This window comes from Streptomyces sp. NPDC052052 (assembly GCF_040680455.1).
In the GTDB taxonomy this organism is placed as follows: Bacteria; Actinomycetota; Actinomycetes; order Streptomycetales; family Streptomycetaceae; genus Streptomyces.
In genome coordinates, this window is sequence record NZ_JBFAWU010000017.1 from 56174 (window position 1) to 80841 (window position 24668).

The following is a 24668-nucleotide window of genomic DNA, read 5'->3' on the forward strand; positions in this document are numbered from 1 at the left end:
ACGTGTCTGATGTACCCGGACACCGGCACCTCCACCATCCCCCGGACGCCGATCGGGTCGCGGGCCACTCCACTGGACAGCCGCGCCGTGACAGAGGGGCCGGGGCGTGCGCCGGGGACGCGGCTCGGCTGCCGGTTCGAGCCTGGGCGAAAACGGGAACCGGGTGGCGGTGGTCCCGGTTGTGCCTGCCTGATGGCCAGGCCTGATGTCTTCCGGGCCACCAGGAGGAGGTTTATGCGGCAGCCGCGTACGGCTGCCACTGCTGGGCCTTGCTGAGCACCCAGCGGAGCCGGTCGGGGGCGAAGGGCTGATCCACCTGTGGGCGCCGTGGTCATCGGCCGTGCCCTGGAGGCGTCCGGCTGTCGAGGTGGCAGGAGGATCTCCACGCGCGCCTCAGCGCACGCCTTCTCTCGCACGGCGCATCAACACGGCAGACCGCACACACCAGGGTGTGGCCCAGGAGCACGCGGTACGCCGTCTCCTCATCATCCACGGTCGTCTTGTCCATGACCGTCCTCGTCCGCCTCCGCGACCAGGTGCTCCCTGTGGGCTCGCCGAAAGCGGCCGTAGGCGACGAGCTGCGAGACCGCATCCGGGCTGCACAGAGCACCGGGGCCGCTCATCGGCACACACCAGTAGCACCGGGACTCCTCCGGTTCGGTCCGCTGCAAGCACGGGACACCGAGGAAGCAACCGGAGCCGAGGCACTCAGCGCCCGGCACCGCACAGCCGGCCCATTGCGGCAGCCGTGACGTGCTCGCCGGTACCAACGCGTAATACCGCCGGGAGGACCTGTCGATGAACACGGGACCGCCGTGGAGCGCCTCCGCGAGGAAGGCGTCGACGCGCTCGGGGTCCTCGGTGCCGGCGGCGGCCTGCACGATGTCGGCCTGGATACGGACCGCGGTGAACGCTCCGCCGCATCGCAGCAGCGCGATACCCGTCGTCGCCCACTCGGTGCGGGCCTCGTCCAGGTCCGGAGCTGCGCCGAGTAGCCAGTCGCCTACTACCGACTCCCGGTCCTTCCTGGTGCGCACGAACGCTCCAGGGCTCGGTTCGGGCGAAGCTCGTACGCCCCTCACCGCGCCGTCCCCGTGGAAAAGCGGTCGGCGTCTTCTTTGACCTCATCCGCAGCGCCCACGAGTTGGGTGCACTCAAACATGGCGGCTCCTCACCAGTCATCCATGCCCCGGGGTCGGCGAGCCTGGTCTCGGGGCCTCAACGCACAGAGTGACTTCTCCGCGAAAACGCCGCCTCCTGTCGCGGGGTATACCCATGATGGGTGCACACGCTGGACAACCACCGCGCAGGCTCAGGCCAGCAGGAAGGGTGCCGCATGATCTACCAGCCATCTACGGCCCTGCCGCGGGACCTCCTCGATGACGAGGGCATGCACCGTGCACTGACGGGCCACGACTTCGGGGCGGTTTTCCGAATCGCCCGCGAGCGGGCAGGAATCAGCTACTCGAAGCTCGCCACCGAGTGCGACATCAAACCTGACCGGGTCGGAACACTCGCACGGGGCCAAGGACGCATCACATCCTTCGAGAAGATCGCGCAGATCGCAGATGCTCTACGCGTCCCCGGGCGCCTACTCGGCCTCGCTCCCCGTCCTTGGGAGGCAAACGACGCTCCTGCTGGAACAGCCAGCACCAAGAACGGACCGCACCTCCGCCGCCGGACCGTCCTTCAGGCAGCGACCAGTACTGGTCTCGCTGCCGCCCTCCCCGCCCTCCACCGGCCAGACCAGCCGCGCCGCGTCACCGACGCCTACATCGACCGGCTCCACGAACGCACCACCCGCCTTCGGCGTCTCGACGACATCCTCGGCGGCGGCGATACCTACCGCACGTACCTCGGCGAAGTGCAGTACACCAAGGGCCTTCTACAGCGCGCCAGCTTCACCGACGACGCTCGTCGCCGTCTCACTGCGCTCCTCGCAGAGCAAGCCCAGCAAGCAGGTTGGGCGGCTTTCGACGGAGGGCGCACGAAGGACGCCGGATCCCTCTACGAGGAGAGTCGCGACTTTGCGCGCACAGCGCAGGACTCCGATCTCTACGCCAACAGCCTCGCGTTCCTCGCCTACAAAACCCTCGCGGACAACCGGCGCACCGCCGTCGCCCTGGCCGAAGACTCCTGCGCGACGATCACCGTCCGGACACCATCTTCGGTCCGAGCCCTCCTTTACGAGCGTCTCGCCTGGGTCTGCGCCGTCGACAACCAGCCAACAGACACAGAACGCGCCCTCGATGCCGCACGCGAGGCCCTTGATGGCGCACAGGACGGCGAGCCTCAACCCGACTGGTCTGCCTGGGTCGACCGCACTGAGCTCGACATCATGACCGGCCGCTGCTGGACCGAACTCCGGCGGCCCCTGCGCGCGGTGCCGGTCCTCACCGACGCCCTCGATCGGTATTCCGACGACCACGCCCGCGACAAGGCGCTCTACCTGTCCTGGCTTGCCGACGCCTACCTCACTGCCGGCGAGGTGGAGCAGGCAGCCGAGAAGGCCGGCCGCGCGCTCGAACTCGCATCAGGCGTCGCCTCCGTGCGGCCCCGGCAGCGCATCGACCCGCTCCTCACCAAGCTGCGACCCCACGCGGCTCTCGGCACGGTCCGGGACATCTTGGAACGCGCCGCCGATTAGGGCGCTTCTGGGGAGACCGACTCCCCGATCCACTGCTTGCACCGTTCGGCGCCCAGAACGATCGGTACGGCACACAGCTCGGGGTTGTCCCATGGGTGGCGCTCAAGCAGGTGCACCTCCAGCTCCGGGTAACGGTCGGTCGTCGTCTTGAGGAGGAGCCGCCACTCCTCACCGCTGCCGTACTCGCCCAGGTGCCAGAACACGCTGGTGACCGGCCCGATGATCTGGGCGCCTGCGGCAAGCCGCTGCTTCACCGCTGAACCCGCGAGGTCAATCGCCTGCTGTTTCGTCTCCGTGGCCGTGGATACCTGCACGTATTCAGTCATGGTCGGGAGCCTAACCAACAAGTGACGGCGGCCATTTGGAATTGCGGCCCCGCCTCCGGGGTGGTGCAGCTGAACCCTCGCTATGCCCGTGCGCCACTCGCCGCCTGCAACCCCCAGCGCCGCGAAAAGCGGATACGCAGAAGACGGCCTGAGCCCCCGCACAGTGGGCTCAGGCCGTCCTTCTGCCGCCTGCTGTCGTGCTGTCCGGGCGGTTGGCAGGCGGTGTCTGTCGGATCGGCCCGGATCGATCCGGGCCGATCCGGATCGATCCGGTTTCGCGGTCCTACAGGGCGAGGCCGGTCAGGACCAGCACGCGCTCGTAGGTGTAGTCGTCCATGGCGTAGCGGACGCCCTCGCGGCCGACGCCGGACTGCTTGGCGCCGCCGTACGGCATCTGGTCGGCGCGGTAGGAGGGGACGTCGCCGATGATCACGCCGCCGACCTCGAGGGCGCGGTGGGCGCGGAAGGCGGTCTGCAGGTCGTGCGTGAACACACCTGCCTGCAGGCCGTACTTGGAGGAGTTGACCGCGGCGAACGCCTCGGCCTCGCCGTCCACCTTCTGCACGGAGAGCACCGGTCCGAAGACCTCCTCGCAGGAGAGGGTGACGCCGTCCGGGAGTTCGGCGAGCACGGTCGGGGCGTACGTGGCACCGTCGCGCTTGCCGCCGGTGAGGAGCTGGGCGCCGGCCTGTACGGCCTCGTCGACCCAGGACTCGACGCGCCGGGCGGCGTCCTCGCTGACCAGCGGGCCGACGTCGGTGGCGGCGTCGGACGGGTCGCCGGTGACCTGGGCCTCGACGGCGGCGACGATCTTCGGGACGAGCCGGTCGTAGACCGCGGCGTCCGCGATGACCCGCTGCACCGAGATGCAGGACTGGCCGCCCTGGTAGTTGGAGAAGGTCGCGATGCGGTTCGCGGCCCAGTCCAGGTCCTCGTCGGAGGCGTAGTCGCCGAGGACGACCGCGGCGGCGTTGCCGCCGAGCTCCAGGGTGCAGTGCTTGCGCGGCACCGACTCCATGATCGAGTAACCGACGGGGCCGGACCCGGTGAAGGAGATCACCGGCAGGCGCTCGTCCTGCACGAGGGCGGGCATCCGGTCGTTGGGGACCGTCAGCACGGACCACGAGCCGGCCGGCAGGTTGGTCTCGGCCAGCAGCTCGCCCAGGATCAGCGAGGAGATCGGGGTGGCCGGGGCGGGCTTCAGGATGATCGGGGCGCCGACGGCGATGGCCGGGGCCACCTTGTGGGCGCTCAGGTTCAGCGGGAAGTTGAACGGGGCGATGCCAAGGACCGTGCCGCGCGGGAAGCGCCGGGTCAGGCCGAGGCGGCCGGTGCCACCGGCGTCGGTGTCGAGGCGCTGGGCGTCGCCGCCGTTGAAGCGGCGGGCTTCCTCGGAGGCGAACCGGAACACGGAGACGGCGCGGCCGACCTCGCCGCGCGCCCACTTGATGGGCTTGCCGTTCTCGGCGGAGATCAGCTGGGCGATCTCCTCGGTGCGCTCCACCAGGCGCCGTACGACGTGGTCGAGGGCGGCGGCCCGGACGTGGGCCGGGGTCGCGGCGAACTCCTCGCGCACGGCGTGCGCGGCCGCGACGGCCTCCTCGATCTGGGCGTCGGTCGGCACGCTGACGGTGCCGACGAGACGGCCGTCCCAGGGGTTGGTGACGTCGAAGCTGTCCTCGCCGGTGGCCTGGCGGCCGGCGAGCCAGAAGGCGTGGGTGGAAGTCATGGAGTCCGGCCCTTCGGAGTCGTTGGTGCGTTGCCCCCCACCGTAGGGCCGCACGGCGGACCTGATGTTTGTCCGGTGTGGAGCAGAGCGCCGGGGGTTCACGACGGTTTGTAAGGAAGCGTTGGTGGGTGCGGGGTGCGGGCGGGCCGGCAGACCGGCGGACCGGCCGCTACGCCTCCGCCGTCGGCGCGGAACCGGTGACCTTCAGGGCCAGCCACAGTTCCATCCGGACGTCCGGGTCGTCCAGTGAGCGGCTCAGGATCTCTTCCACCCGGCGCATCCGGTAGCGCAGGGTGTGGCGGTGCACGCCGAGGTCGGCCGCTGCCGCGTCCCACTGCCCGTGGTGGGCGAGCCAGGCCCGCAGCGAGGCGACCAGGTCACCGCGCCCCTTGGCGTCGTGCTCGTGCAGGGCGCGGAGCATCCCGTCGGCGAACGCCCGCACGGCGTCGTCCGCGAGCAGCGGCAGCACCGAGCCCGCGACGAGCTCCTCGTGCTCGACCAGGGTCCTGCCTCTTCGGCGGGCCACCGACAGGGCCTGTTCGGCCTGCTTGTACGCGGCGGACACGGCGATCGGGCCCGCGGGTGCGGACAGCCCCACGACCACCTCGTCCTCCTCCGTCGTCGCCGGTTCGTGCGAGGACCTCGCCGCCCGAGCTTCCCGCGCATCCGCGTAGGCCGTGCAGGCCGCGACCGCCGCGCCGCCGTCGGCGGCGAGGACGACGAGCCGTTCGCCGTCGGGCACGGCCAGCAGGGGCTCGCCGGTCCGGAAGGCCGCCGCCTCCATCGCCTCGCCCAGCGCTCCCAGCGCCGCCGCCGGTGCCGAGGGGGCCGGTGCCTCGGCGATGACCAGCCGGAAGGGGGCGTCCAGCAGTGCTCCGTACAGATCCCCGGCGACGGCCCGTGCGTGGTCCGGCTGGCCGGCGAGCAGCATGCGCAGCACTGCCGCGCCCAGCCGCTGCTCCGCGTCCTGGAGGGACCGGGAGCGGGCCGTGGTCAGGGTGAGCAGGGAGACCGCCGCGTGCACGGCGTACCGCTCCGCGGTGCCGAGCGCCGCGCCGGTGCCGACGGCGAGGGCGCCCCGGACCCGGCGGCCGCTGCCCAGGGACTGGAGCTCGACCCGGTCGTCGGTGTTGCCGACGACCATGCTGGCCGGTGCGGGGCGCTCCCGCAGGCGTGCGACGTCGGGGGCGAGCCGGGCGGCCCGGCGGGCGGCCCAGTCGGGGGCGGCGGCGACGACCGCGCCGGAGGTGTCGTACAGCGCCGCCCAGCCGTCGACGTGCGCGGCCAGCCGGGTGAGGAGTTCGCCGGGGCCGTCGCCCGCGAGTGCGGCCTTCGTCAGCTCCCGCTGGGCCTCGAAGCCCGCGGTCACCGCCCGGTACTGATCGGCGGCGATCTCCGACGAGACGGCCTTGGCGATGGCGAGGAACGGGGTGCGGCGCGGCACCTCGAGGAGCGGCAGCCCGGTCTCCTCGGCGGCGTCGACCAGGGCCTGGGGTATGTCGTCGTGGTGGACGCCGACGGCGAAGCCCAGGCCGACGACCCCGGCACCGGCCAGCCGCCGCACGTACCGCCGCATCGCCTCGGGGTTGTCGGCGTCGAGATTGGTGGCGGTGACGAGCAGGAGCTCACCGCCCTCCATGTACGGGACGGGGTCGGCCAGCTCGCTGGCGTGCGCCCAGCGAACGGGCGCGTCGAGCCGGTCCGCCCCCGCACGCACAGTGAGCTTGAGCGCCGAATGCTGGACGAGCGAGGCGAGAGTGGGGGGCATGGGGACTGCGGAACCTCGGGGAGTCGGTTTTCGCCGTCCCGTATGAACGGCTCCGGTCGATTCTGCCAGGGCGGCAGGGTTTGCAGGAACCGCTGTCCTGGTAGGGGGCACGTCCCGTGCGGTTCAGCCGGTCAGATCCACCAGCAGCGGCGGCGCGTGTTCGCCCCGTACGGTCGTCAGGGACAGCACCGCGTGCCCGGCCGGCACCCGGTGGGCCAGTTCGGAGGCCGACCAGCGTTCCCGCTCGACCTGGCGGACGGTCACCGCGTCCGTCGTGACGGCCTTCCCGGTGACCAGCTTGCGCAGGGCGTGCACGGCCCGGGTGAGCGGCTGGTCGGCGAAGACCGTGTGCTTGGCGACCTCGGTCGTCTCCACCCATTCGGTGCCCCACGCCTGCGCGAAGAGCCGTCCGTCCCAGGTCGTGACGCCGGAGAACGTCATGTGGCAGCCGACGGAGCCGAGCAGCGCCGTGTGCAGGCTCTCCGGTACGTCGCCCAGCCCGCGCAGGGTGAGCAGGACTCCGGCGTTGCAGTTCCGCAGCCGCTGCACGGCCCGTACGGACTCGCCGGTCACGGTGTGCGTGGCGTCGTCCAGGGCGAGGAAGGCGAACAGCGAGCGGTCCGTGCGGGCGGCCGCCCCGGTGGTGAACTGGGCGAGCACCAGCCGGGCGATCAGGCGCGCGGCCTCGGGGTGGGCGCGTTCCGGCAGGTCGATGCGGACCCGCAGCGGGTGTTCGAGGGTGCGTACCGAGAAGGGCCGGGTCGTGCCGGTGGTGTCGAAGAACCCCGCGAAGGCGGGCCGGTCCAGGACGGCGAGCCGGTCGGCGAGAAGGAGTCCCGGGTCGCCGGGGGTGCCCGTCTGCCGCGCCCGGGTGTCGAGTTCACGGAGATACGAGCGGTGCGCGTCGGTGTGGAGCAGGGCCCGGAGCTCGGCCAGGGCGCCGGGAGCGCCGTCGAGCAGTTCGCGCAGTACCGGGACGGACGGGAAGCGGTCGTGGACCGCCCGGTACGCGCCGAGCAGTTGGGCGAGTGCGGTCGTGGCCCGCCGCGCGTCGACGTCGGGCAGGTCGCCGGCGACCGCCTCGGCGAGCAGGGCGGCGGCCTCGTCGGCGTCGTCGGTTCCGCTGTACAGGTCGAGGTCGTGGGCGCTGGACGGGTCGCCCGGCCTGATCACCACGTCGTAGCCCTCGTCGGCCCCGAGCGGGGTACCTGCCGCGCAGACGGCCACGACGACGGCCTTCCCGGCGAGTGCCTGCAGGGCGAGCGACTCCACGACGGGCCGCACCAGGTGCCGGGTCTTGCCCGACCCGAAGGGGCCGACGGCCAGCAGCGAGGAGCCCAGGCACGCCGGGTCGACGGCGGCCCCGGCACCCCGTCGGGCCGCCGGGTTGCGGTCGAAGTCCGTGTAGCGGCCGAGCCGCACCTGCGAGGTGAGCAGGTCGTGGGTGGCGGTACGGGCCGGCAGGTCCCGGTCGCCCGAGGGGTGCGGACAGGCCCGTGCGCCCTGGCCGAGCACGGCGTCGGTGAACGGGCCGACGCGCGAGGGGTCGGCCTCCACGGATGCCCAGGCGCGCCGGATCCGTACCCAGTCGACGTCGTTCATCCGCCCGGTCCGCTCGTCCGCCACCAGCCGGTCGGCGGCCGCGTGCCGGCCCGCGGCGCGCAGCTGCGGCCAGTCGGCGGGGCTCTCTCCGGGCGCCCTCTCCGGTTCCGGCCCCTTCTTCGCACGGCCGCGCAGCTCGGTTACGAGGGTGAACCAGCCGCCGGCCCGGGCGATCGGCAGGAGGATCGCGACGGCGCCCACCACGTGGTACACGGTCTTGAAGGTCTCCACGCGATCCCGGGTCTCCATGGCCGTGCCGCCGTAGAGCCAGGAGTACGGCGTCAGGCCCAGGGCCAGGTCGTCGAAGGGCAGCAGGTCGTCGGAGTTCACGAAGCACCAGACCAGGACGGCCCCGACCAGCGCGGTGCGCACCGCCCGGCCCGGCTGGGGGTGGTCGGCGGCGTACCGGCGGAACACCTCCCGCCAGTTGCCCAGCCGTCCGAAGCCCACGATCACCAGGAGGGCGACCAGACTGTTGTAGACGGCGAGGGCGGTCAGGGCCGCAGCGGGGCGTTCGAGCCCCCACCAGTCGGACGGTGTGACGACTTGGAGCAGGATCAGGCGGTGCGGCACATATCCGTTGCGCCACAGCGACCACACCAGCAGGGCGGCGAGCAGCGCCACGACCGCACCGCCGATCAGTGCCCGGTCGGGCACCCGGTCGGGGTCGGCGTCGGGCCGGGGGGTGTGGCCGAATCGCCACAGGCCGGGTTCGGCCGCCGCGCGCGGGGTGCGGAGCCAGTCCCCCAGCGAGGGGCCGGACGCCGGGGCGTAGTTCCCCTGCGAGGGGCCGGACGCCGGGGCGTATCCCGGCCTCGGCGGCAGTTGGGGCGGTGGCGGGCCCGCAGGGCGCGGCACCGGACCACCGGAGCGGGTGTCGCGCGAGCCGTACGTGCCCTCGGTGTCCATCTGCTGTCCCTCGTCCCCTGACCAGCGCCGACCGGTAACTCCGGGCGCACGCGCCCGAAGTCATCAATCTAGTGCCCCGAACCACCCCGTCGGACGCCGTCCGGCCGGATGTCTCCGCCCACGCTCCGGGGTCTCCGGACCCGTCCGTGCTCCGCCGCGGCCCGGCCCGGATCCCCTCGCTATGTCCGTGACGGACAACGCCGCACGGCCATCACTCCCGAACGGAACATGCCGAACCCCGGGCCCCGCCCCTAGCCTGCAGAAAGAGAAGCGTCCGAAACACCCCACAGGAGCCCCTCATGACCGCAATTCCGCAGGAGCGCCGCGTCGTCACTGCCATTCCCGGCCCGAAGTCGGTGGAGCTGCAGACCCGCCGCCTCGCCTCGGTGGCCGCAGGCGTGGGCTCCACCCTGCCGGTGTTCACCGCCCGCGCCGGTGGCGGGATCATCGAGGACGTGGACGGCAACCGCCTGATCGACCTCGGTTCCGGTATCGCCGTGACGTCGGTCGGCGCCTCCGCCGAGGCCGTCGTGCGCCGGGCGTCCGCGCAGCTCAACGACTTCACCCACACCTGTTTCATGGTCACGCCGTACGAGGGGTACGTCGAGGTCTGCGAGCAGCTCGCCGAGCTGACGCCGGGCGACCACGCCAAGAAGTCCGCACTGTTCAACTCGGGCGCCGAGGCCGTGGAGAACGCGGTGAAGATCGCCCGCGCCTACACCAAGCGCACCGCGGTCGTCGTCTTCGACCACGGCTACCACGGCCGCACCAACCTGACGATGGCGCTGACCGCCAAGAACATGCCGTACAAGCAGGGCTTCGGCCCGTTCGCGCCCGAGGTCTACCGGGTGCCGGTGGCGTACGGATACCGCTGGCCGACCGGCGCGGAGAACGCCGGTGCCGAGGCGTCCGCCCAGGCCATCGACCAGATCACCAAGCAGATCGGCGCGGACAACGTGGCCGCGATCATCATCGAGCCGGTGCTCGGCGAGGGCGGCTTCATCGAGCCGGCCAAGGGCTTCCTCCCGGCGATCGCGCAGTTCGCCAAGGACAATGGGATCGTCTTCGTCGCGGACGAGATCCAGTCCGGCTTCTGCCGCACCGGCCAGTGGTTCGCCTGCGAGGACGAGGGCATCGTCCCCGACCTGATCACCACCGCCAAGGGCATCGCGGGCGGTCTGCCGCTGTCCGCCGTGACCGGCCGCGCCGAGATCATGGACGCCGCCCACTCCGGTGGCCTCGGTGGCACCTACGGCGGCAACCCGGTGGCCTGCGCGGCCGCGCTCGGCGCCATCGAGACGATGCGCGAGCTGGACCTGAACGGGAAGGCGAAGCGCATCGAGGAGATCATGAAGGGCCGCCTCGCCGAGATGCAGGCGAAGCTGCCGAACGGCGACATCATCGGCGACATCCGCGGCCGCGGCGCGATGATCGCGATCGAGCTGGTGAAGTCCGGCTCGAAGGACCCGAACCCGGAGGCCACCGCGAAGCTCGCGAAGGCCTGCCACGCGGCGGGTGTGCTCGTCCTCACCTGCGGCACGTACGGCAACGTCCTGCGCTTCCTGCCTCCGCTGGTGATCGGCGAGGACCTGCTGAACGAGGCGCTCGACGTCATCGAGGAGTCCTTCGGCCAGATCTGAGCCGTGCGATCCCCCGGCGGCTCCCACGGGCGTTCCGCCGGGGTTGCGAAGGGCCCGCGTGAGGGCCTGTGAAGAAGGTGTGGGGGGCCGATGGCGGGATCTGCTTCCGTCTGTCGGTTCCCCCTTCGACTGGCGTACGGTCGGGGCAGATGAGAGAAAGACCCCGCCCGCAGGGGACTGCCGGCGACGCCGGGCCGGAGCTCCCCCAGCACCGTCCTGGCCGTGCCCTCGCGCACACCACTGGAGCCTCCGGCTCCGGAACTCCTCACCGATCGGATGGCCGCTCGCCCCAGACCCCCCGGGGCGCGCGGCAACCGATCAGCCCGGCCGCCCCGGAACCACCCCCCCTGTTCCTGGGCGGTCGGCCTCCCCTTCCCCCTCCATGCCGACGCTTCGACGTCCCGGCCGGAGCACACCGTTGCCCCTCCATGTCCGCGCCCAGAACCTGAGCACCCAGCGCAGATTCGGCGCCGGCAAGGCTTCGGTGCGGAGCCCAGGACCCGGGGCAGCGCTCCGGCCGCCCCGCCCCGGCCGGATCTGCGACGCTGGACCCCATGTCGCCGACCCGCCCCGCCCCGCAGTCCGAGAGCGCCCCCACCCCGCCGGTCGCCGAGCGACCGGGCTCCCTCCGGCTCTCCCTGCGCGTGTTCCTCCTGCTGTGCGGCCTGTCGGTTCTCCTCTTCGCGCTGATCACCTGGCAGGTGCTCGCCGATGGCCCGCTGCTGGGCGTGGACGAACGGGTCAGCCATGCGCTGGTCCACCCGGACCGGTGGTCCGAGCTGCTCGCCGACCTAGGCAATGGTCAGATCGCCGTGCCCCTGCTGGCGCTGGTCGCGGTGTACGTCTCCTGGCGGGGCCACACAGACGGGGCGGGCCGCTGGTGGCTGCCGCCGCTCGCCGCGTGCGTACTCATGGCCCTGGTGCCGGCGATCATCGTGCCCCTGAAGGAGTGGACCGGCCGCCACGGCACCCCGGTCATGCCGCCGGGCGGCGACTACTACCCCTCCGGGCACACGGCCACCGCCGCCATCGCGTACGGCTCCGCGACCCTGCTCCTCCTGCCGTGGCTGCGTTCGGCCCTCGCCCGCCTCGCCCTTCTCACCCTCTGTGCCGTCCTCGTCCTCGGCGTCTCGTTCGGGCTGGTCCGACGGGGCTACCACTGGCCGCTGGACGTGGTGGCCAGTTGGTTGCTGTGCGGGCCGCTGCTGCTGCCGCTGGGCCTCAGCTACCGAAGTAGGCGTCAAAGTTCTTCGCGAACTCCCCGTTGTTGAAGCGGTCCCAGTTGATCGACCACGTCATCAGTCCGCGCAGCCCCGGCCATGTGCCGTGGGTGGCGTAGGAACCACAGTCGGTCTTCTTGGTCAGGCAGTTCAGTGCCTTGGTGACCTCGGCGGGCGCGGTGTAGCCGTTGCCCGCCTGGGTGGAGGCCGGCAGACCGATGGAGACCTGGTCGGGGCGGAGCCCCGGGAAGACCTTGGTCTGGTCGCCGGCCACCGGGAATCCGGTGAGCAGCATGTCGGTCATGGCGATGTGGAAGTCCGCGCCGCCCATGGAGTGGTACTGGTTGTCCAGACCCATGATGGAGCCGGAGTTGTAGTCCTGGACGTGCAGCAGGGTCAGGTCGTCGCGCAGCGCGTGGATGACCGGGAGATAGGCGCCGGCACGGGGATCCTGGCCGCCCCACGGGCCCGAACCGTAGTACTGGTAGCCGAGCTGCACGAAGAAGGTCTCGGGGGCCATGGTGAGCACGAACGTGTCCCCGTACTTGGCCTTGAGGGTCTTCACCGCGGAGATCAGGTTGACGATGACCGGGGTGGTGGGGTTGCGGAAGTCGGTGTCCCCGGTGTTCAGCGAGAGCGAGTGCCCCTCGAAGTCGATGTCCAGGCCGTCCAGACCGTACTCGTCGATGATCTTGCTGACGGAGGAGACGAAGGTGTCCCGGGCGGCGGTGGTGGAGAGCTGCACCTGACCGTTCTGGCCACCGATGGAGATCAGCACCTTCTTGCCCGCCGCCTGCTTGGCCTTGATGGCCGCCTTGAACTCGGCCACGGACTCGACGTTCGGGCATTCGGTGACCGGGCAGAGCGAGAAGCGGATGTCGCCCGAGGTGACCGAGGTCGGCTCGCCGAAGGCCAGGTCGATGACGTCCCAGGAGTCGGGCACGTCCGCCATCCGCGTGTAGCCGGAGCCGTTGGCGAAGCTGGTGTGCAGATAGCCGACGAGGGCGTGCGCGGGCAGGTCCCCGCCGCCTTCGCCTCCGCCGCCCGCCGTGGTGGTGGCGGAGACCGCGGCGGACTTGCCGGACTCGCCCGCGGAGTTGGTCGCGGCCACCTGGAAGCTGTAGGCGGTCGACGCGGCCAGGCCGGTCACGGTGGCGGAGGTGCCGGTGACGGCGAGGACCTTCGTGCCGTCCTGGTAGACGTGGTAGCCGGTGGCCCCGGAGGCAGCCGTCCAGGAGAGGCCGACCGAGGAGTCGGTGACCGTGGCGGTCTTCAGCCCGGTGGGGGCGGCCGGGACTGTGACCGGATCGCCGCCGGGTCCGATCAGGGTGAGGTCGTCGGCGTAGTAGGCGGGGGTGCCGTACCAGCCGTGGGTGTAGACGGTCACCGAGGTCGTGGACGGCCCGGTCGTGAACGTGGTCGTGAGCTGCTGCCAGCCGGCCGCCGACGGCGTCCAGGTGGACACGTCGGTCGTGCCGGTGCCCTCCGCGCCGAGGTAGACGTAGCTGCCCTGCACCCAGGCGCTCAGCGTGTACGTGGAGTCCGGCTTGACCGTCACGGACTGGGAGCACTTGGCGTGGTCACTGCTGGTCGGGGTCCCCTTCAGCGCCGACGTACCGCTGTGTACGGGCGTGCTGACGGCCGCTCCGCCGCCACCGGTGCAGCTCCAGCCGTCGAGACCGGCCTCGAAGCCGCCGTTGCGTGCCAGATCGGAGTCGGCGGCGGTGGCGGACGGTGCGGTGGCGGCCAGACCGCCGGCGGCGAGCAGGGCCGCCACCGAGGCGGCCAGAAGTCCGGTAAATCGGGCGGGGGGTCCCGTGCGTTCCACAACGGCCTCCGTGCAGGGGGGAATTGAGTGCGGCCGCCACAACATGGTCCAGACCAATCAGGTTGTCAAGGCTTCTGACAGTTCCTGGGCCTCGTCGAGGCAGGCCCGCCGCTCCCTCCTCACGGCCCCGCCACTCCCCCAGGGCGTGTGGACCGACCATCCATGGCCGGTCCACACGGGAGACAGGAGTGGCGACGACCCCTCGCGCGGATTCGTGCTACCCGTCGACAGGCGTCCGCGTCCTGCGTCGCGCGCCCGTGGGAGCGGGCGCAGCGCCGTGCTCAGCTGTCGAAGCCGAGCCCCAGCCGGTCCATCGTCCGCAGCCAGAGGTTGCGGTGGCCGCCGTTGCGGTCGGCCCTGGCCAGGGACCGCTTGGTGAGTTCGATCCCGGTCCAGGCGAAGGGCTCCGGCGGGAACGGCATCGGCTTGCTGCGGACCATCTCCAGAGCGGTCCGCTCGTTCTGTTCGCCCGCCAGCAGATCGAGCATCACCTCGGCCCCGAACCGGGTGGCTCCGACACCGAGTCCGGTGTATCCGGCGGCGTAGGCGACCCGGCCCCGATGGGCCGTACCGAAGAACGCGGAAAAGCGGGAACAGGTGTCGATCGCCCCGCCCCAGGCATGGCTGAAACGGAGCCCGGCCAGTTGCGGGAAACACTCGAAGAACTGGCCCGCGAGCTTGAGAAAGGTTTCCGGCCGCTGATCGAGATCGGCGTTCAGCCGGCCCCGGTACGGATAGATCGCGTCATAGCCGCCCCACAGGATCCGGTGGTCGGCGGACATCCGGAAGTAGTGGAACTGGTTGGCGCTGTCGCCCAGTCCCTGCCGGTTCCCCCAGCCGATCGAGGCGAGCTGGTCGGAGCTGAGGGGTTCGGTCATCAGCGCGTAGTCGTAGACCGGCACGGTGTACGCGCGTACCCGCTTGACCAGGGAGGGAAAGATGTTCGTCCCGAGCGCGACCTGGCGTGCGCGGACCCGTCCGTACGGTGTGCGGACCGCCATGTGGGAGGTGGACCTGGCCAGTTCGAGGCCCCGGGTGTGCTCGTACATCCGCACACCGAGGTCGAGGCAGGCCCGCTTCAGGCCCCAGGCCAGCTTGGCGGGATGCAGCATGGCGACGCCGTCCCGGTCCCAGAGACCGCCCAGGAAGGTGGGCGAGTCGACCTCGGCACGCATGGCGTCCTGGTCCAGGAACTCCGTCCCCGTGAAGCCGAGCCGTTCGGCCTCCTGGTGCCAGGCGTGAAGCTCTTCGAGCTGGTGGGGTTCGGTGGCGACTTCGATCTCACCGGTGCGCTCGAAGGCGCAGTCGATGGAGTAGCGGGCGACGGCCGCCTCGATGGCATCGAGATTCCGCCCGCCCAGCTCCTCCAGTTTCCCGATCTCGTCCGGCCAGCGCTCCAGGCCGTTGGGCAGACCGTGGGTGAGGGAGGCGGCACAGAATCCGCCGTTGCGACCCGAGGCGGCCCAGCCCACCTCGTTCCCCTCGATGAGTACGACGTCCCGGTCGGGATCGCGTTCCTTGGCGATCAGCGCGGTCCACAGACCGCTGTAGCCACCGCCGATGACGAGCAGATCGCAGTGCTCGTCGCCGGTGAGCGCGGGCAGCGCTTCGGGCTTGCCGGGGTCGTCCAGCCAGAACGCGAGGGGTTGTGCGTCGGAGAGTGATTGTGCAGCACTACGCATGGCAGCTGGGGCCATGGTTTCCAACTCCTTCAGAACCTACTGGGATGTGCTGTTCTTCCGCCGGTTCGCGATCAGCTGGCCGGCGACGACGATCAGCACGGCGATGACGAACATCGCGGTGCCGATCACGTTGATCTGCACGGGCGTACCGCGTTGCGCCGATCCCCAGACGAACATGGGGAAGGTCACGGTGGAGCCCGCGTTGAAATTGGTGATGATGAAATCGTCGAAGGAGAGCGCGAAGGCGAGCAGCGCTCCCGCAGCGATTCCGGGGGCGGCGATCGGCAGCGTCACCCGCAGGAAGGTCTGCACGGGCCCCGCGTACAGATCGCGGGCCGCCTCCTCCAGTCGCGGGTCCATCGACATCACACGCGCCTTCACTGCCGTCACCACGAAGCTCAGGCAGAACATGATGTGCGCGATGAGGATCGTCCAGAAGCCGAGCTGCGCGCCCATGTTCAGGAAGAGCGTGAGCAGCGAGGCGGCCATGACGACCTCGGGCATCGCCATCGGCAGGAAGATCAGCGAGTTGATCGCGCCACGCGCCCGGAAGCGGTAGCGGACCAGCGCGAAGGCGATCATCGTGCCCAGGACGGTCGCGCCGACGGTCGCCCACGCCGCGATCTGGAGGGACAGCGAGAGCGAGCCGCACATGTCGGCGACGCCGCAGGGGTCCTTCCAGGCGTCGAGGGAGAAGTGCTGCCAGGCGTAGTTGAAGCGGCCCTTCGGCTTGTTGAACGAGAACACCATCACGACGACGTTCGGAAGGATCAGGTACGCGAGGGTCAGCAGACCCGCGATGACGATCAGGTTCCGGCGAAACCAGCGCAGTACGGGCATCAGACCAGGTCCTCCGTCCCGGAGCGGCGGATGTAGACGGTGACCATGATCAGGACGACCGCCATGAGGATGAACGAGAGCGCGGCCGCCGTCGGATAGTCGAGGACGCGCAGGAACTGGGTCTGGATGACGCTGCCGACCATCTTGGTGTCGGTGGAGCCCAGCAGTTCCGCGTTGACGTAGTCACCGCTGGCCGGGATGAAGGTCAGCAGCGTTCCGGAGACGACGCCCGGCATGGAGAGCGGGAAGGTCACCTTGCGGAAGGTGGTCGCGGGGGTGGCGTACAGATCACCGGCCGCCTCGTGCAGTCTGCCGTCGATCCGCTCCAGCGAGGTGTAGAGCGGCAGGATCATGAACGGCAGGAAGTTGTACGTGAGGCCGCAGACCACCGCCATCGGTGTGGCCAGGACCCGGTTGGACTCCGTCCAGCCGAGCCAGCTGGTGACGTCCAGGACGTGCAGGGTGTTCAGCGCGCCGACCACCGCGCCGCCGTCCGCGAGGATCGTCTTCCAGGCGAGCGTACGGATCAGGAAGCTGGTGAAGAACGGCGCGATGACCAGCACCAGGACGATGTTGCGCCAGCGGCCGGCCTTGAACGCGATGAGGTACGCGAGCGGGTAGCCCAGCAGCAGGCACAGGATCGTGGCGGTACCGGCGTAGAGCAGGGACCGGACGAACTGCGGGTAGTACTCCTTCAGCGCGTCCCAGTACGTCTGGAAGTGCCAGGTGACCTCGAACCCCTTCTCCAGGGAGCCCGTCTGTACGGAGGTCGACGCCTGGTAGACCAGCGGCAACGCGAAGAAGACGACCAGCCACAGGATGCCGGGGAGCAGCAGCCAGTAGGGGACGAGACGCTTGCGGACGGCAGGCTTGCGCATCTGCGGCTCGGTGACGGGCGCGGCGGGCGGCGCCTGGGTGACGGTCACGCCGCGTCCTCCACCGTCTCCACGCCGGCGTCGATGTCCTGCGAGGCGTCCAGGCCGAAGGTGTGCGCCGGGTTCCAGTGCAGCACGACCTCGGCCCCCGGCGTGAGCCGGGCGTCCCGCTCGATGTTCTGCTCGTACACCTGGAGCGCCTTGCCCGCCGGGCTCTCCACCAGGTACTGCGTGGACACGCCGATGAAGCTGGAGTCGACGATCCGGCCAGTGACGCGGTTGCGGCCGTCGGCTATCGCGTCCGCCTCGTCGGCGTGCGCGAGCGCGATCTTCTCCGGGCGTACGCCGAGCAGCAGCTTGCCGCCAGAGGCGGCGGGCGCCGCGCACCGGTCGGCGGGCAGCCGCAGCTTCCCGCCGCCGGCCTCCACGACGACCTCCGGGCCGGCCGAGACGATCTCGCCCTCGATGAGGTTGGACGTGCCCAGGAAGTTGGCGACGAAGGTGGTCCTCGGGTTCTCGTACAGATCGGCGGGGGCACCGAGCTGCTCGACCCGGCCCGCGTTCATCACCGCGACGGTGTCGGCCATGGTCATGGCCTCCTCCTGGTCGTGGGTGACATGGATGAAGGTGATGCCGACCTCGGTCTGGATGCGCTTGAGTTCCAGCTGCATCTGGCGACGCAGCTTGAGGTCGAGGGCGCCGAGCGGTTCGTCCAGGAGGAGCACCTGCGGGTGGTTGATCAGAGCGCGGGCGACGGCGACGCGCTGCTGCTGGCCGCCGGAGAGCTGGTGCGGCTTGCGCTTGGCGAAGTCTCCGAGCTGGACGAGCTCCAGCATCTCGTCGACCTGCTTCTTCACGGACTTGATGCCGCGGCGGCGCAGACCGAAGGCGACGTTCTCGGTGATGTCCAGGTGCGGGAAGAGCGCGTAGCTCTGGAAGACCGTGTTGACGGGCCGCTTGTACGGGGGCAGGTCGGTGATGTCCCGGTCGCCGAGCGAGATGGTGCCGGTGCTCGCCTCCTCCAGGCCCGCGATCATCCGCAGAGTGGTGGTCTTGCCGCAACCGGACGCGCCGAGCAGTGCGAAGAAGGAGCCCTGCGGGACGGTCAGGTCGAGCGGCTCGACGGCGGTGAAGGAACCGTACGTCTTGCTGATCCCGGTGAGGCGGACGTCGCCGCCGGTCTGCTGCTGTGTCATGGATCGCAGTCCCAGTGGTGTCAGGGGGAAGTCGGGGGGCGGGGCGAGGCGGTCAGGCGCCGATGAGCTTGGCGAACTTCTCTTCGTACGCGGTCTCTTCCTCCGCCGACAGAGAGCGGAAGGAGTGCGATCTGGCCGCCATCTCCTTGTCGGGGAGGATCAGGGGATTGGAGGCCATGCCCTTGTCGATCTTGGCGAGTTCCTCGCGGACACCGTCGACCGGGCAGACAAAGTTGATGTACGCGGCGAGTTCCGCGGCGACCGGGGGCTCGTAGTAGTAGTCGATCAGCTTCTCGGCGTTGGTCTTGTGCCGTGCCTGGGCCGGGACCAGCATATTGTCGGTCGACGTGACGTACCCCGCGGCCGGAATGGCGTACTTGATGTCCGGGTTTCCGGCCTGGAGCTGGATGATGTCACCGGCCCAGGCGACGCAGGCCGCGATGTCGCCCTTGTCGAGGTCCGCGGTGTAGTCGTTGCCGGTGAAGCGGCGGATCTGCTTCTTGTCGACGCCCTTCTGGATCCGGCCGATCGCGGCGTCGAAGTCCGCGTCCGTGAACGAGGCGGGGTCCTTGCCCATGTCGAGGAGGGTCAGGCCGACGGAGTCACGCATTTCGGAGAGGAACCCCACCCGTCCCTTCAGCGCCGGGTCGTCGAGCAGCTGCGTGATGGAGTCCACCTTGCGTCCGCCGGTCGCCTTGGAGTTGTAGGCGATGACGGCGGGGATGCCGGTCCATGGATAGGAGTAGGCGCGGCCCGGGTCCCAGTCGGGGGTGCGGAACTGGGACGAGAGGTTGGCGAAGGCATGCGGCAGGTTCGTCGGGTCGAGCTTCTGGGCCCAGCCGAGCCGGATGATCCGGGCGGCCAGCCAGTCGGTGACGATGATGAGGTCGCGGCCGGTGTCCTGGCCCGCCGCCAGTTGCGGCTTGATCTTGCCGAAGAACTCGACGTTGTCGTTGATGTCCTCGGTGTACTTGACCTGGATCCCGGTGCGCTTGGTGAACGCCTCCAGGGTGGGCCGGCCCTTCCCGTCCTCAGTGACGTCCATGTACTCGGTCCAGTTGGAGAAGTTGATCTGCTTCTCCTGTGCCGAGTGGTCGTCCGAGGCCGCCGCGGCGTCGCCTTCCCGCTTCGCGGCCGGGATGCCGCAGGCGCTCAGCGTACCGAGACCGCCGATCGCGAGCGCCCCCATGCCGGAGGCGCGCAGCAGCGACCGGCGGGTCATGGCGCCCCGGCCATGGGTCAGGCTACGTCGGATGGCGGCCAGTTGGGCCGCGGAGAGACACTCGGGCTCGTACTGCTCCATGTGCAATGCCCTTTCGGGAGTGGGGCCGGGGCGGCCTGCTTATCGGTCCCCGAAGATCGTGCGGTGCCAGTCCTTCCGGGCGACCGCGGTGTTGTCGTACATGACGTGCTTGACCTGCGTGTACTCCTCGAAGGAGTACGACGACATGTCCTTGCCGAAGCCACTGGCCTTGTATCCGCCGTGCGGCATCTCGCTGATGATCGGGATGTGGTCGTTGACCCAGACACAGCCCGCCTTGATCTCGCGGGTGGCGCGGCCCGTCCGGTACACGTCGCGGCTCCAGGCGGAGGCGGCGAGTCCGTACGGGGTGTCGTTGGCGAGGCGGATGCCTTCGTCGTCGGTGTCGAAGGGCAGCACGACCAGGACCGGGCCGAAGATCTCCGACTGGACGATCTCGCTGTCCTGGGCGGCACCGGTGATCAGGGTCGGCCGGTAGTAGGCGCCGGCCGCGAGTGCGCCGCCGGGGGCCTCGCCGCCGGTCACGACGGTGGCGTGGGCGCGGGCGCGCTCGACGAATCCGGCGACCCGGTCCCGCTGGGCGTGGCTGATCAGCGGGCCGAGGTCGGTCGACGGGTCGAAGGGGTCGCCGAGCCGGACGGTCTCCATCAGTGCGGCGACGTCCCGCACGAAGGCGTCGTACAGCGGACGCTGGACGTAGGCGCGGGTGGCGGCGGTGCAGTCCTGGCCGGAGTTGATGAGCGCTCCGGCGACCGCGCCGTGGACGGCTGCTTCGAGGTCGGCGTCGTCGAAGACCACGAAGGGGGCCTTGCCGCCGAGTTCGAGATGGAGCCGCTTGACGGTGGAGGTGGCGATCTCCGCGACCCGCTTGCCGACCGCGGTGGAGCCGGTGAAGGAGGTCATGACGACGTCCGGGTGGCCGACGAGGTGTTCGCCGGCCTCCTTGCCCGCACCGGTGACGATGTTGATGACCCCGTCCGGGACGCCCGCCAGGGTGGCCGCCTGGGCGAACATCAGCGAGGTCAGCGGGGTGATCTCGGCGGGCTTGAGCACGATCGTGTTGCCCGCGGCGACGGCCGGGAGGATCTTCCAGGCGGCCATCTGGAGCGGATAGTTCCAGGGGGCGATGGAGCCGATGACACCGATCGCCTCACGGCGTACGTACGAGGTGTGGTCACCGTCGTACTCGGCGGCCGATTTGCCTTCCAGATGACGGGCCGCGCCCGCGAAGAAGGAGGTGTTGTCGACGGTGCCGGGCACGTCGAACTCGGTGGAGAGCTTGATCGGCTTGCCGCACTGGAGCGACTCGACGTGGGCGAAGTCGTCGGCCTGTTCGGCGAGCACGGCGGCGAAGCGGTGCATCACCTCGGCCCGCTCGGCCGGGGCCAGGCCCGACCAGCCGGGGAACGCCTCGCGGGCGGCGGCGACGGCCGCGTCGACGTCGGCGGTGCCTGCCAGCTCGTACGTGAGGACGGTCTCGCCCGTCGCCGGGTTCACCACTGCGTGCTGTCGTCCCGACGTGCCGGATCGCAGCTTTCCGCCGATGTATTGTGCACCGTCCGCGAAGCGGTCCTGCACCTGGATGCCGTTGCCCATCACGCTCTCCTCCGCCGCAGCTCCCGGAAACCCGGGCGGCGTAGCTTCTGCCCGATTTGAGTGACGATCCTGACAGAGTGGATCGGTCCCAACAAGTGATTCCGTTGTTGCCTTTTGGTTACGCGACGGAATCTGTCGACTATGTGTCGCGTCACCGCGGAATTCCCGTACGGAGTGTCCGTGGCGGATGCCAGACTCGGCTGCCATGAAACCCATGGACGATCTCCTGGCGCGGACCGCACGCGGCCAGCGGGTGAAGTACCTGCGCTTCTGGGGACACCGTCCTCGGCCCGACGGCCGCATCGGTGCGAGCTGCCTCAGTCAGTGGTGGCCCGCTCCCTTCACAGTCGACGGCGTGACGTACGCGTCGGCGGAGCACTGGATGATGGCCGGCAAGGCGCGGCTCTTCGGCGACGCGGAGGCCGAGGACCGCGCGGTGGCCGCGAAGAGCCCGGCCCAGGCGAAGAAGGTGGGCCGACTGGTCCGCGGTTTCGACGAAGCGGTGTGGGAGCGCGAGCGCTACGCCCTGGTGGTGGCCGGCAGCATCCACAAGTTCGGCGGCCATCCGCAGCTGCGGGAGTTCCTGCTGAACACCGGGGACCGGGTCCTGGTCGAGGCGAGCCCCATGGACCGGATCTGGGGCATCGGGCTGGCGGCGGACGACCCGCGCGCGGAGAATCCGGCGACCTGGCGGGGGCTGAATCTGCTGGGGTTCGCGCTGATGGACGCCCGCACGGCGCTGCGCGCCCGATGAGACGCCCCGGGGAACGGTCCGGTGGCCGGGGCCAGGGTCCGGCCCCGGCCACCGGGAGGGATACGGCGCGGTGCCCGCAGAGGCGGGGCACCGGTGCTCGGCGCCGACTATCGCGTGACGTCGACGACCAGGGACGTGGCGTACGGGTCGTCCATGTAGGGGTCGTCGTCGAACTCGTCGGCGTGGGTCGCGAACAGCCAGACGAAGAAGCCGATGATCACCACCCCCAGGACGATGCCGATGGATCCCATGATGATTCCGGCGAGAGCCTGACCGCTGTTGGTCGCCTCACCGCGCTTCACCCGGCCGCGGCCCAGGATGCCGAAGATCAGGGCGAGGATGCCCAGGATCAGGCTGGGTATCCCGTAGACGCAGAACATGCAGAGGGCCAGGATGCCCAGCACCATGGCCGCCGTACCCATGCCGTTCGACGGCGCGGGCCCGCCCCAGGGGGCCTGGCCGTAGCCGGTGTATCCGGGGTAGTTGACGTACTGCGGAGCCGGGGCGGCCGGGTAGCCGTACTGTCCCGCGGCCGGCGGGACCTGCTGCCCCGGTCCGTTCGGCGCGATCGGCGGCGGCGGCACCTGCGCGCCCCCGAACCCGGGGCCGAACCCGGCCGCCGGCCCGCTCTGCGCTCCCGCCCCGGACTCCGGTCCCGCGACCGGGGCCGGGGCCGGGGCCGGGGCCGGACCGTCCTCCCCCGGTATCGCCGCGACCGTCGGCTGATCATGCACAGCGGGCGGCCGGGGATCACCGGCCGGCTTCTCCAGCGGCACCCTGCTGTCCGGCGGGGCCCAGGGATCGCGCGGCGCGGCCCCGCTCTCGGGCTGCTCTTCGTTGTGTGACATGGGCCTCCCCCATCGTGATCCCGTCATGCTACGGCCCGCCCTCGCCCGGCCGGACCCGGCCTACGATGATGCCCGTCCCCTGCCCGGCCGTCGCGTGCCCGGCACCGAACCGTCCACGCCCCGGAGCATCCGATGACCGATCTGAACCCCTTCATCGCTGGGCTGCCCAAGGCGGAACTGCATGTCCACCATGTCGGTTCCGCCTCGCCCCGCATCGTCGCCGAGCTGGCCGCGCACCATCCCGACTCCAGGGTCCCGACCGATCCCGAGGCCCTGGCCGACTACTTCACCTTCACGGACTTCGGTCACTTCATCGAGGTCTATCTCTCCGTCGTGGACCTGATCCGCACCCCGGAGGACGTCCGGCTGCTGACCTACGAGGTCGCCCGTGACATGGCCCGGCAGAACATCCGTTACGCGGAACTGACCGTCACCCCGTACAGCTCGACCCGTCGCGGCATCCCGGAGCAGGGGTTCATGGAGGCGATAGAGGACGCCCGCAAGGCCGCGGAGGCGGAGCTCGGGGTCGTCCTGCGCTGGTGCTTCGACATTCCCGGCGAGGCGGGGCTCGAATCGGCCGCGGAGACAGCCCGGCTCGCGGTGGACCTGCGGCCGGAGGGGCTCGTCTCGTTCGGGCTCGGCGGCCCGGAGATCGGTGTGGAGCGACCGCAGTTCAAGCCCTATTTCGACCGGGCGATCGCCGAGGGCCTGCACTCCGTGCCGCACGCCGGGGAGACCACCGGACCGCAGACGGTCTGGGACGCGCTGACCCATCTGCGGGCCGAGCGCATCGGCCACGGCACCAGCTCCGTCCAGGACCCGAAGCTGCTGGCCCACCTCGCCGAGCACCGCATCCCGCTGGAGGTCTGCCCGACCTCGAACATCGCTACCCGGGCGGTGGCCGACATCGAGCAGCACCCCGTCAGGGAGATGGTGCAGGCGGGCGTCCTGGTCACCATCAACAGCGACGACCCGCCGATGTTCGGCACCGACCTCAACAACGAGTACGCGGTGGCGGCCCGGCTCCTCGATCTGGACGAGTCCGGTCTCGCCGCGCTCGCGAAGAACGCGGTGGAGGCGTCCTACCTCGACACCGCCGGCAAGCGCGCGCTGGCCGCCGAGATCGACACGTACACGGCAAACTGGCTGGAGCGCGCGGGCCGCTGACTCCGGCGCCACAATGGGCGCATGGTCACCACCGTCACCGCCGTGGCCCACCGCGGCGATCCCTACCGTGTCCGCGAGAACACCCTGCCCTCGATCCGGTCCGCCCTCGAACGGGGCGCGGACGCGGTGGAGATCGATGTGCGCGTCACCCGCGACGGCGTACCCGTGCTGCTGCACGACGCCACCCTGGAGCGGCTGTGGGGGCATGACGTGCGCCTCGACCGGCTGACCCTCGAGGAGCTCACCGAGCTGACCCGAGGCGGTGTACCCACACTGCGCGACGCGCTGCAAGCCGCCGGGACGCACCGCGTCATGATCGACCTGCCGGGCTCCACGGATGACTCCGTACCCGGGATCGTGGGTGCGGTGCACGAGTACGGGGCCGCCGAGCAGGTCTACTACTGCGCGGGCGCCGATGCCATGCTGCGGGTACGCGCCGCCGATCCGCACGCCGAGATCTCGCTGACCCGGACGACCCTCGCGCCGCCCCGCGCCGCGCTGCTCGACGCGGTGCGGCCACGGTGGCTGAACTACCGGTTCGGCCTGGTGGACCGTGACCTGACGGACCGTCTGCACCGGGACGGACTGCTGGTCTCCGTCTGGACGGTGGACACCAAGCGGACCATGCGCCGTCTGGTGCGGGCGGGCGTCGACTCCGTCACCACCAACCGGGTGGACGCCCTGCGCAGCGTCCTCGCCGACTCCCCTGCCGCACCGGTTCGTTGACGGTCCGGCATCACGGGAATGCTCGTGGTGGCCGCCTTCGGCGCCCCGTCGGCC

19 protein-coding genes and 1 pseudogene are annotated in these 24668 nt (G+C 70.6%); 7 read left to right on the forward strand and 13 right to left on the reverse strand.

Features of this window, described 5'->3' with window-relative positions; translation table 11 throughout:
- Window positions 1-485: 485 nt before the first annotated feature.
- Window positions 486-1037, reverse strand: coding sequence for a hypothetical protein (locus AB0L71_RS21090; protein WP_365245016.1), 552 nt, complete (start codon window positions 1035-1037; stop codon window positions 486-488).
- A 245-nt stretch (window positions 1038-1282) separates the two neighbouring features.
- Here AB0L71_RS21090 and AB0L71_RS21095 point away from each other — a divergent pair, with 245 nt between their 5' ends.
- Complete coding sequence (locus AB0L71_RS21095) at window positions 1283-2647, forward strand: helix-turn-helix transcriptional regulator (RefSeq protein WP_365245019.1); 1365 nt, start codon at window positions 1283-1285, stop codon at window positions 2645-2647.
- Here the strand turns inward: AB0L71_RS21095 and cutA are convergent.
- The 4 genes from cutA to AB0L71_RS21115 all read right to left on the reverse strand — a co-directional run bounded on the left by cutA (window position 2644) and on the right by AB0L71_RS21115 (window position 8981).
- Window positions 2644-2973, reverse strand: coding sequence for a divalent-cation tolerance protein CutA (gene cutA, locus AB0L71_RS21100; protein WP_365245022.1), 330 nt, complete (start codon window positions 2971-2973; stop codon window positions 2644-2646). The genes AB0L71_RS21095 and cutA overlap by 4 nt on opposite strands.
- A gap of 283 nt (window positions 2974-3256) precedes the next feature.
- The gene (locus AB0L71_RS21105) at window positions 3257-4702 is read right to left on the reverse strand and encodes an aldehyde dehydrogenase family protein (RefSeq protein WP_365245025.1); all 1446 of its coding nucleotides are present in this window, start codon (window positions 4700-4702) and stop codon (window positions 3257-3259) included.
- Window positions 4703-4871: 169 nt separating this feature from the next.
- Window positions 4872-6470: a PucR family transcriptional regulator gene (locus AB0L71_RS21110; RefSeq protein ID WP_365245028.1), complete on the reverse strand. Its 1599-nt coding sequence runs from the start codon at window positions 6468-6470 to the stop codon at window positions 4872-4874.
- Between the two features lie 123 nt (window positions 6471-6593).
- Window positions 6594-8981 (reverse strand): ATP/GTP-binding protein, encoded by a 2388-nt coding sequence (locus AB0L71_RS21115; protein ID WP_365245031.1) that lies wholly within the window; start codon window positions 8979-8981, stop codon window positions 6594-6596.
- A 299-nt stretch (window positions 8982-9280) separates the two neighbouring features.
- Here AB0L71_RS21115 and gabT point away from each other — a divergent pair, with 299 nt between their 5' ends.
- The 3 genes and pseudogenes from gabT (at window position 9281) to AB0L71_RS21130 (ending at window position 11892) form a co-directional block, all read left to right on the forward strand.
- The gene (gabT, locus tag AB0L71_RS21120; RefSeq protein WP_365245034.1) at window positions 9281-10621 is read left to right on the forward strand and encodes a 4-aminobutyrate--2-oxoglutarate transaminase; all 1341 of its coding nucleotides are present in this window, start codon (window positions 9281-9283) and stop codon (window positions 10619-10621) included.
- A gap of 149 nt (window positions 10622-10770) precedes the next feature.
- Window positions 10771-10979: pseudogene (locus AB0L71_RS21125) on the forward strand (phosphoesterase); the annotation flags it as partial.
- A gap of 196 nt (window positions 10980-11175) precedes the next feature.
- Window positions 11176-11892, forward strand: a complete 717-nt coding sequence (locus AB0L71_RS21130; RefSeq protein WP_365245037.1) for a phosphatase PAP2 family protein — start codon at window positions 11176-11178, stop codon at window positions 11890-11892.
- On the opposite strand, the gene AB0L71_RS21135 is transcribed toward AB0L71_RS21130, so the two are convergent.
- From AB0L71_RS21135 to AB0L71_RS21165, 7 genes are all read right to left on the reverse strand, one after another.
- A complete protein-coding gene (locus tag AB0L71_RS21135) occupies window positions 11843-13669 on the reverse strand; it encodes a glycoside hydrolase family 18 protein (protein WP_365245040.1) in 1827 nt (608 codons plus the stop codon). The two genes, AB0L71_RS21130 and AB0L71_RS21135, sit on opposite strands and share 50 nt — an antisense overlap.
- Before the next feature lie 281 nt (window positions 13670-13950).
- Window positions 13951-15366: an FAD-binding oxidoreductase gene (locus tag AB0L71_RS21140; protein ID WP_365245043.1), complete on the reverse strand. Its 1416-nt coding sequence runs from the start codon at window positions 15364-15366 to the stop codon at window positions 13951-13953.
- A gap of 21 nt (window positions 15367-15387) precedes the next feature.
- The gene (locus AB0L71_RS21145; protein ID WP_365245046.1) at window positions 15388-16191 is read right to left on the reverse strand and encodes an ABC transporter permease; all 804 of its coding nucleotides are present in this window, start codon (window positions 16189-16191) and stop codon (window positions 15388-15390) included.
- Window positions 16191-17117 carry an ABC transporter permease gene (locus AB0L71_RS21150; protein ID WP_365245048.1) on the reverse strand — a complete coding sequence of 309 codons (927 nt, stop codon included), beginning with the start codon at window positions 17115-17117 and terminating at the stop codon, window positions 16191-16193. Before AB0L71_RS21150 ends, AB0L71_RS21145 begins: the two co-directional genes overlap by 1 nt.
- Window positions 17114-18262, reverse strand: coding sequence for an ABC transporter ATP-binding protein (locus AB0L71_RS21155; RefSeq protein WP_365245051.1), 1149 nt, complete (start codon window positions 18260-18262; stop codon window positions 17114-17116). The genes AB0L71_RS21150 and AB0L71_RS21155 overlap by 4 nt, the downstream gene beginning before the upstream one ends.
- Before the next feature lie 52 nt (window positions 18263-18314).
- Complete coding sequence (locus AB0L71_RS21160) at window positions 18315-19565, reverse strand: spermidine/putrescine ABC transporter substrate-binding protein (RefSeq protein ID WP_365245054.1); 1251 nt, start codon at window positions 19563-19565, stop codon at window positions 18315-18317.
- A gap of 39 nt (window positions 19566-19604) precedes the next feature.
- The gene (locus AB0L71_RS21165) at window positions 19605-21119 is read right to left on the reverse strand and encodes a gamma-aminobutyraldehyde dehydrogenase (protein WP_365245057.1); all 1515 of its coding nucleotides are present in this window, start codon (window positions 21117-21119) and stop codon (window positions 19605-19607) included.
- 205 nt (window positions 21120-21324) lie between these two features.
- On the opposite strand from AB0L71_RS21165, the gene AB0L71_RS21170 reads away from it, so the two are divergent.
- Window positions 21325-21873, forward strand: coding sequence for an NADAR family protein (locus AB0L71_RS21170; RefSeq protein WP_365245060.1), 549 nt, complete (start codon window positions 21325-21327; stop codon window positions 21871-21873).
- Window positions 21874-21980: 107 nt separating this feature from the next.
- On the opposite strand, the gene AB0L71_RS21175 is transcribed toward AB0L71_RS21170, so the two are convergent.
- Entirely contained in the window at window positions 21981-22721 is a 741-nt protein-coding gene (locus tag AB0L71_RS21175; protein WP_365245063.1) for a DUF4190 domain-containing protein, read from the reverse strand.
- Window positions 22722-22853: 132 nt separating this feature from the next.
- Here AB0L71_RS21175 and AB0L71_RS21180 point away from each other — a divergent pair, with 132 nt between their 5' ends.
- Window positions 22854-23888, forward strand: coding sequence for an adenosine deaminase (locus AB0L71_RS21180; protein WP_365245066.1), 1035 nt, complete (start codon window positions 22854-22856; stop codon window positions 23886-23888).
- 21 nt (window positions 23889-23909) lie between these two features.
- Window positions 23910-24614 (forward strand): glycerophosphodiester phosphodiesterase, encoded by a 705-nt coding sequence (locus AB0L71_RS21185; RefSeq protein ID WP_365245069.1) that lies wholly within the window; start codon window positions 23910-23912, stop codon window positions 24612-24614.
- Window positions 24615-24668: the final 54 nt, after the last annotated feature.

Coding starts and splice junctions, on each gene's coding strand:
- cutA (WP_365245022.1), bottom strand. CDS start 2,973: ATGACTGAATACGTGCAGGTATCCACGGCCACGGAGACGAAACAGCAG.
- AB0L71_RS21105 (WP_365245025.1), bottom strand. CDS start 4,702: ATGACTTCCACCCACGCCTTCTGGCTCGCCGGCCGCCAGGCCACCGGC.
- AB0L71_RS21110 (WP_365245028.1), bottom strand. CDS start 6,470: ATGCCCCCCACTCTCGCCTCGCTCGTCCAGCATTCGGCGCTCAAGCTC.
- AB0L71_RS21115 (WP_365245031.1), bottom strand. CDS start 8,981: ATGGACACCGAGGGCACGTACGGCTCGCGCGACACCCGCTCCGGTGGT.
- gabT (WP_365245034.1), top strand. CDS start 9,281: ATGACCGCAATTCCGCAGGAGCGCCGCGTCGTCACTGCCATTCCCGGC.
- AB0L71_RS21130 (WP_365245037.1), top strand. CDS start 11,176: ATGTCGCCGACCCGCCCCGCCCCGCAGTCCGAGAGCGCCCCCACCCCG.
- AB0L71_RS21140 (WP_365245043.1), bottom strand. CDS start 15,366: ATGGCCCCAGCTGCCATGCGTAGTGCTGCACAATCACTCTCCGACGCA.
- AB0L71_RS21145 (WP_365245046.1), bottom strand. CDS start 16,191: ATGCCCGTACTGCGCTGGTTTCGCCGGAACCTGATCGTCATCGCGGGT.
- AB0L71_RS21155 (WP_365245051.1), bottom strand. CDS start 18,262: ATGACACAGCAGCAGACCGGCGGCGACGTCCGCCTCACCGGGATCAGC.
- AB0L71_RS21160 (WP_365245054.1), bottom strand. CDS start 19,565: ATGGAGCAGTACGAGCCCGAGTGTCTCTCCGCGGCCCAACTGGCCGCC.
- AB0L71_RS21165 (WP_365245057.1), bottom strand. CDS start 21,119: ATGGGCAACGGCATCCAGGTGCAGGACCGCTTCGCGGACGGTGCACAA.
- AB0L71_RS21170 (WP_365245060.1), top strand. CDS start 21,325: ATGAAACCCATGGACGATCTCCTGGCGCGGACCGCACGCGGCCAGCGG.
- AB0L71_RS21175 (WP_365245063.1), bottom strand. CDS start 22,721: ATGTCACACAACGAAGAGCAGCCCGAGAGCGGGGCCGCGCCGCGCGAT.
- AB0L71_RS21180 (WP_365245066.1), top strand. CDS start 22,854: ATGACCGATCTGAACCCCTTCATCGCTGGGCTGCCCAAGGCGGAACTG.
- AB0L71_RS21185 (WP_365245069.1), top strand. CDS start 23,910: ATGGTCACCACCGTCACCGCCGTGGCCCACCGCGGCGATCCCTACCGT.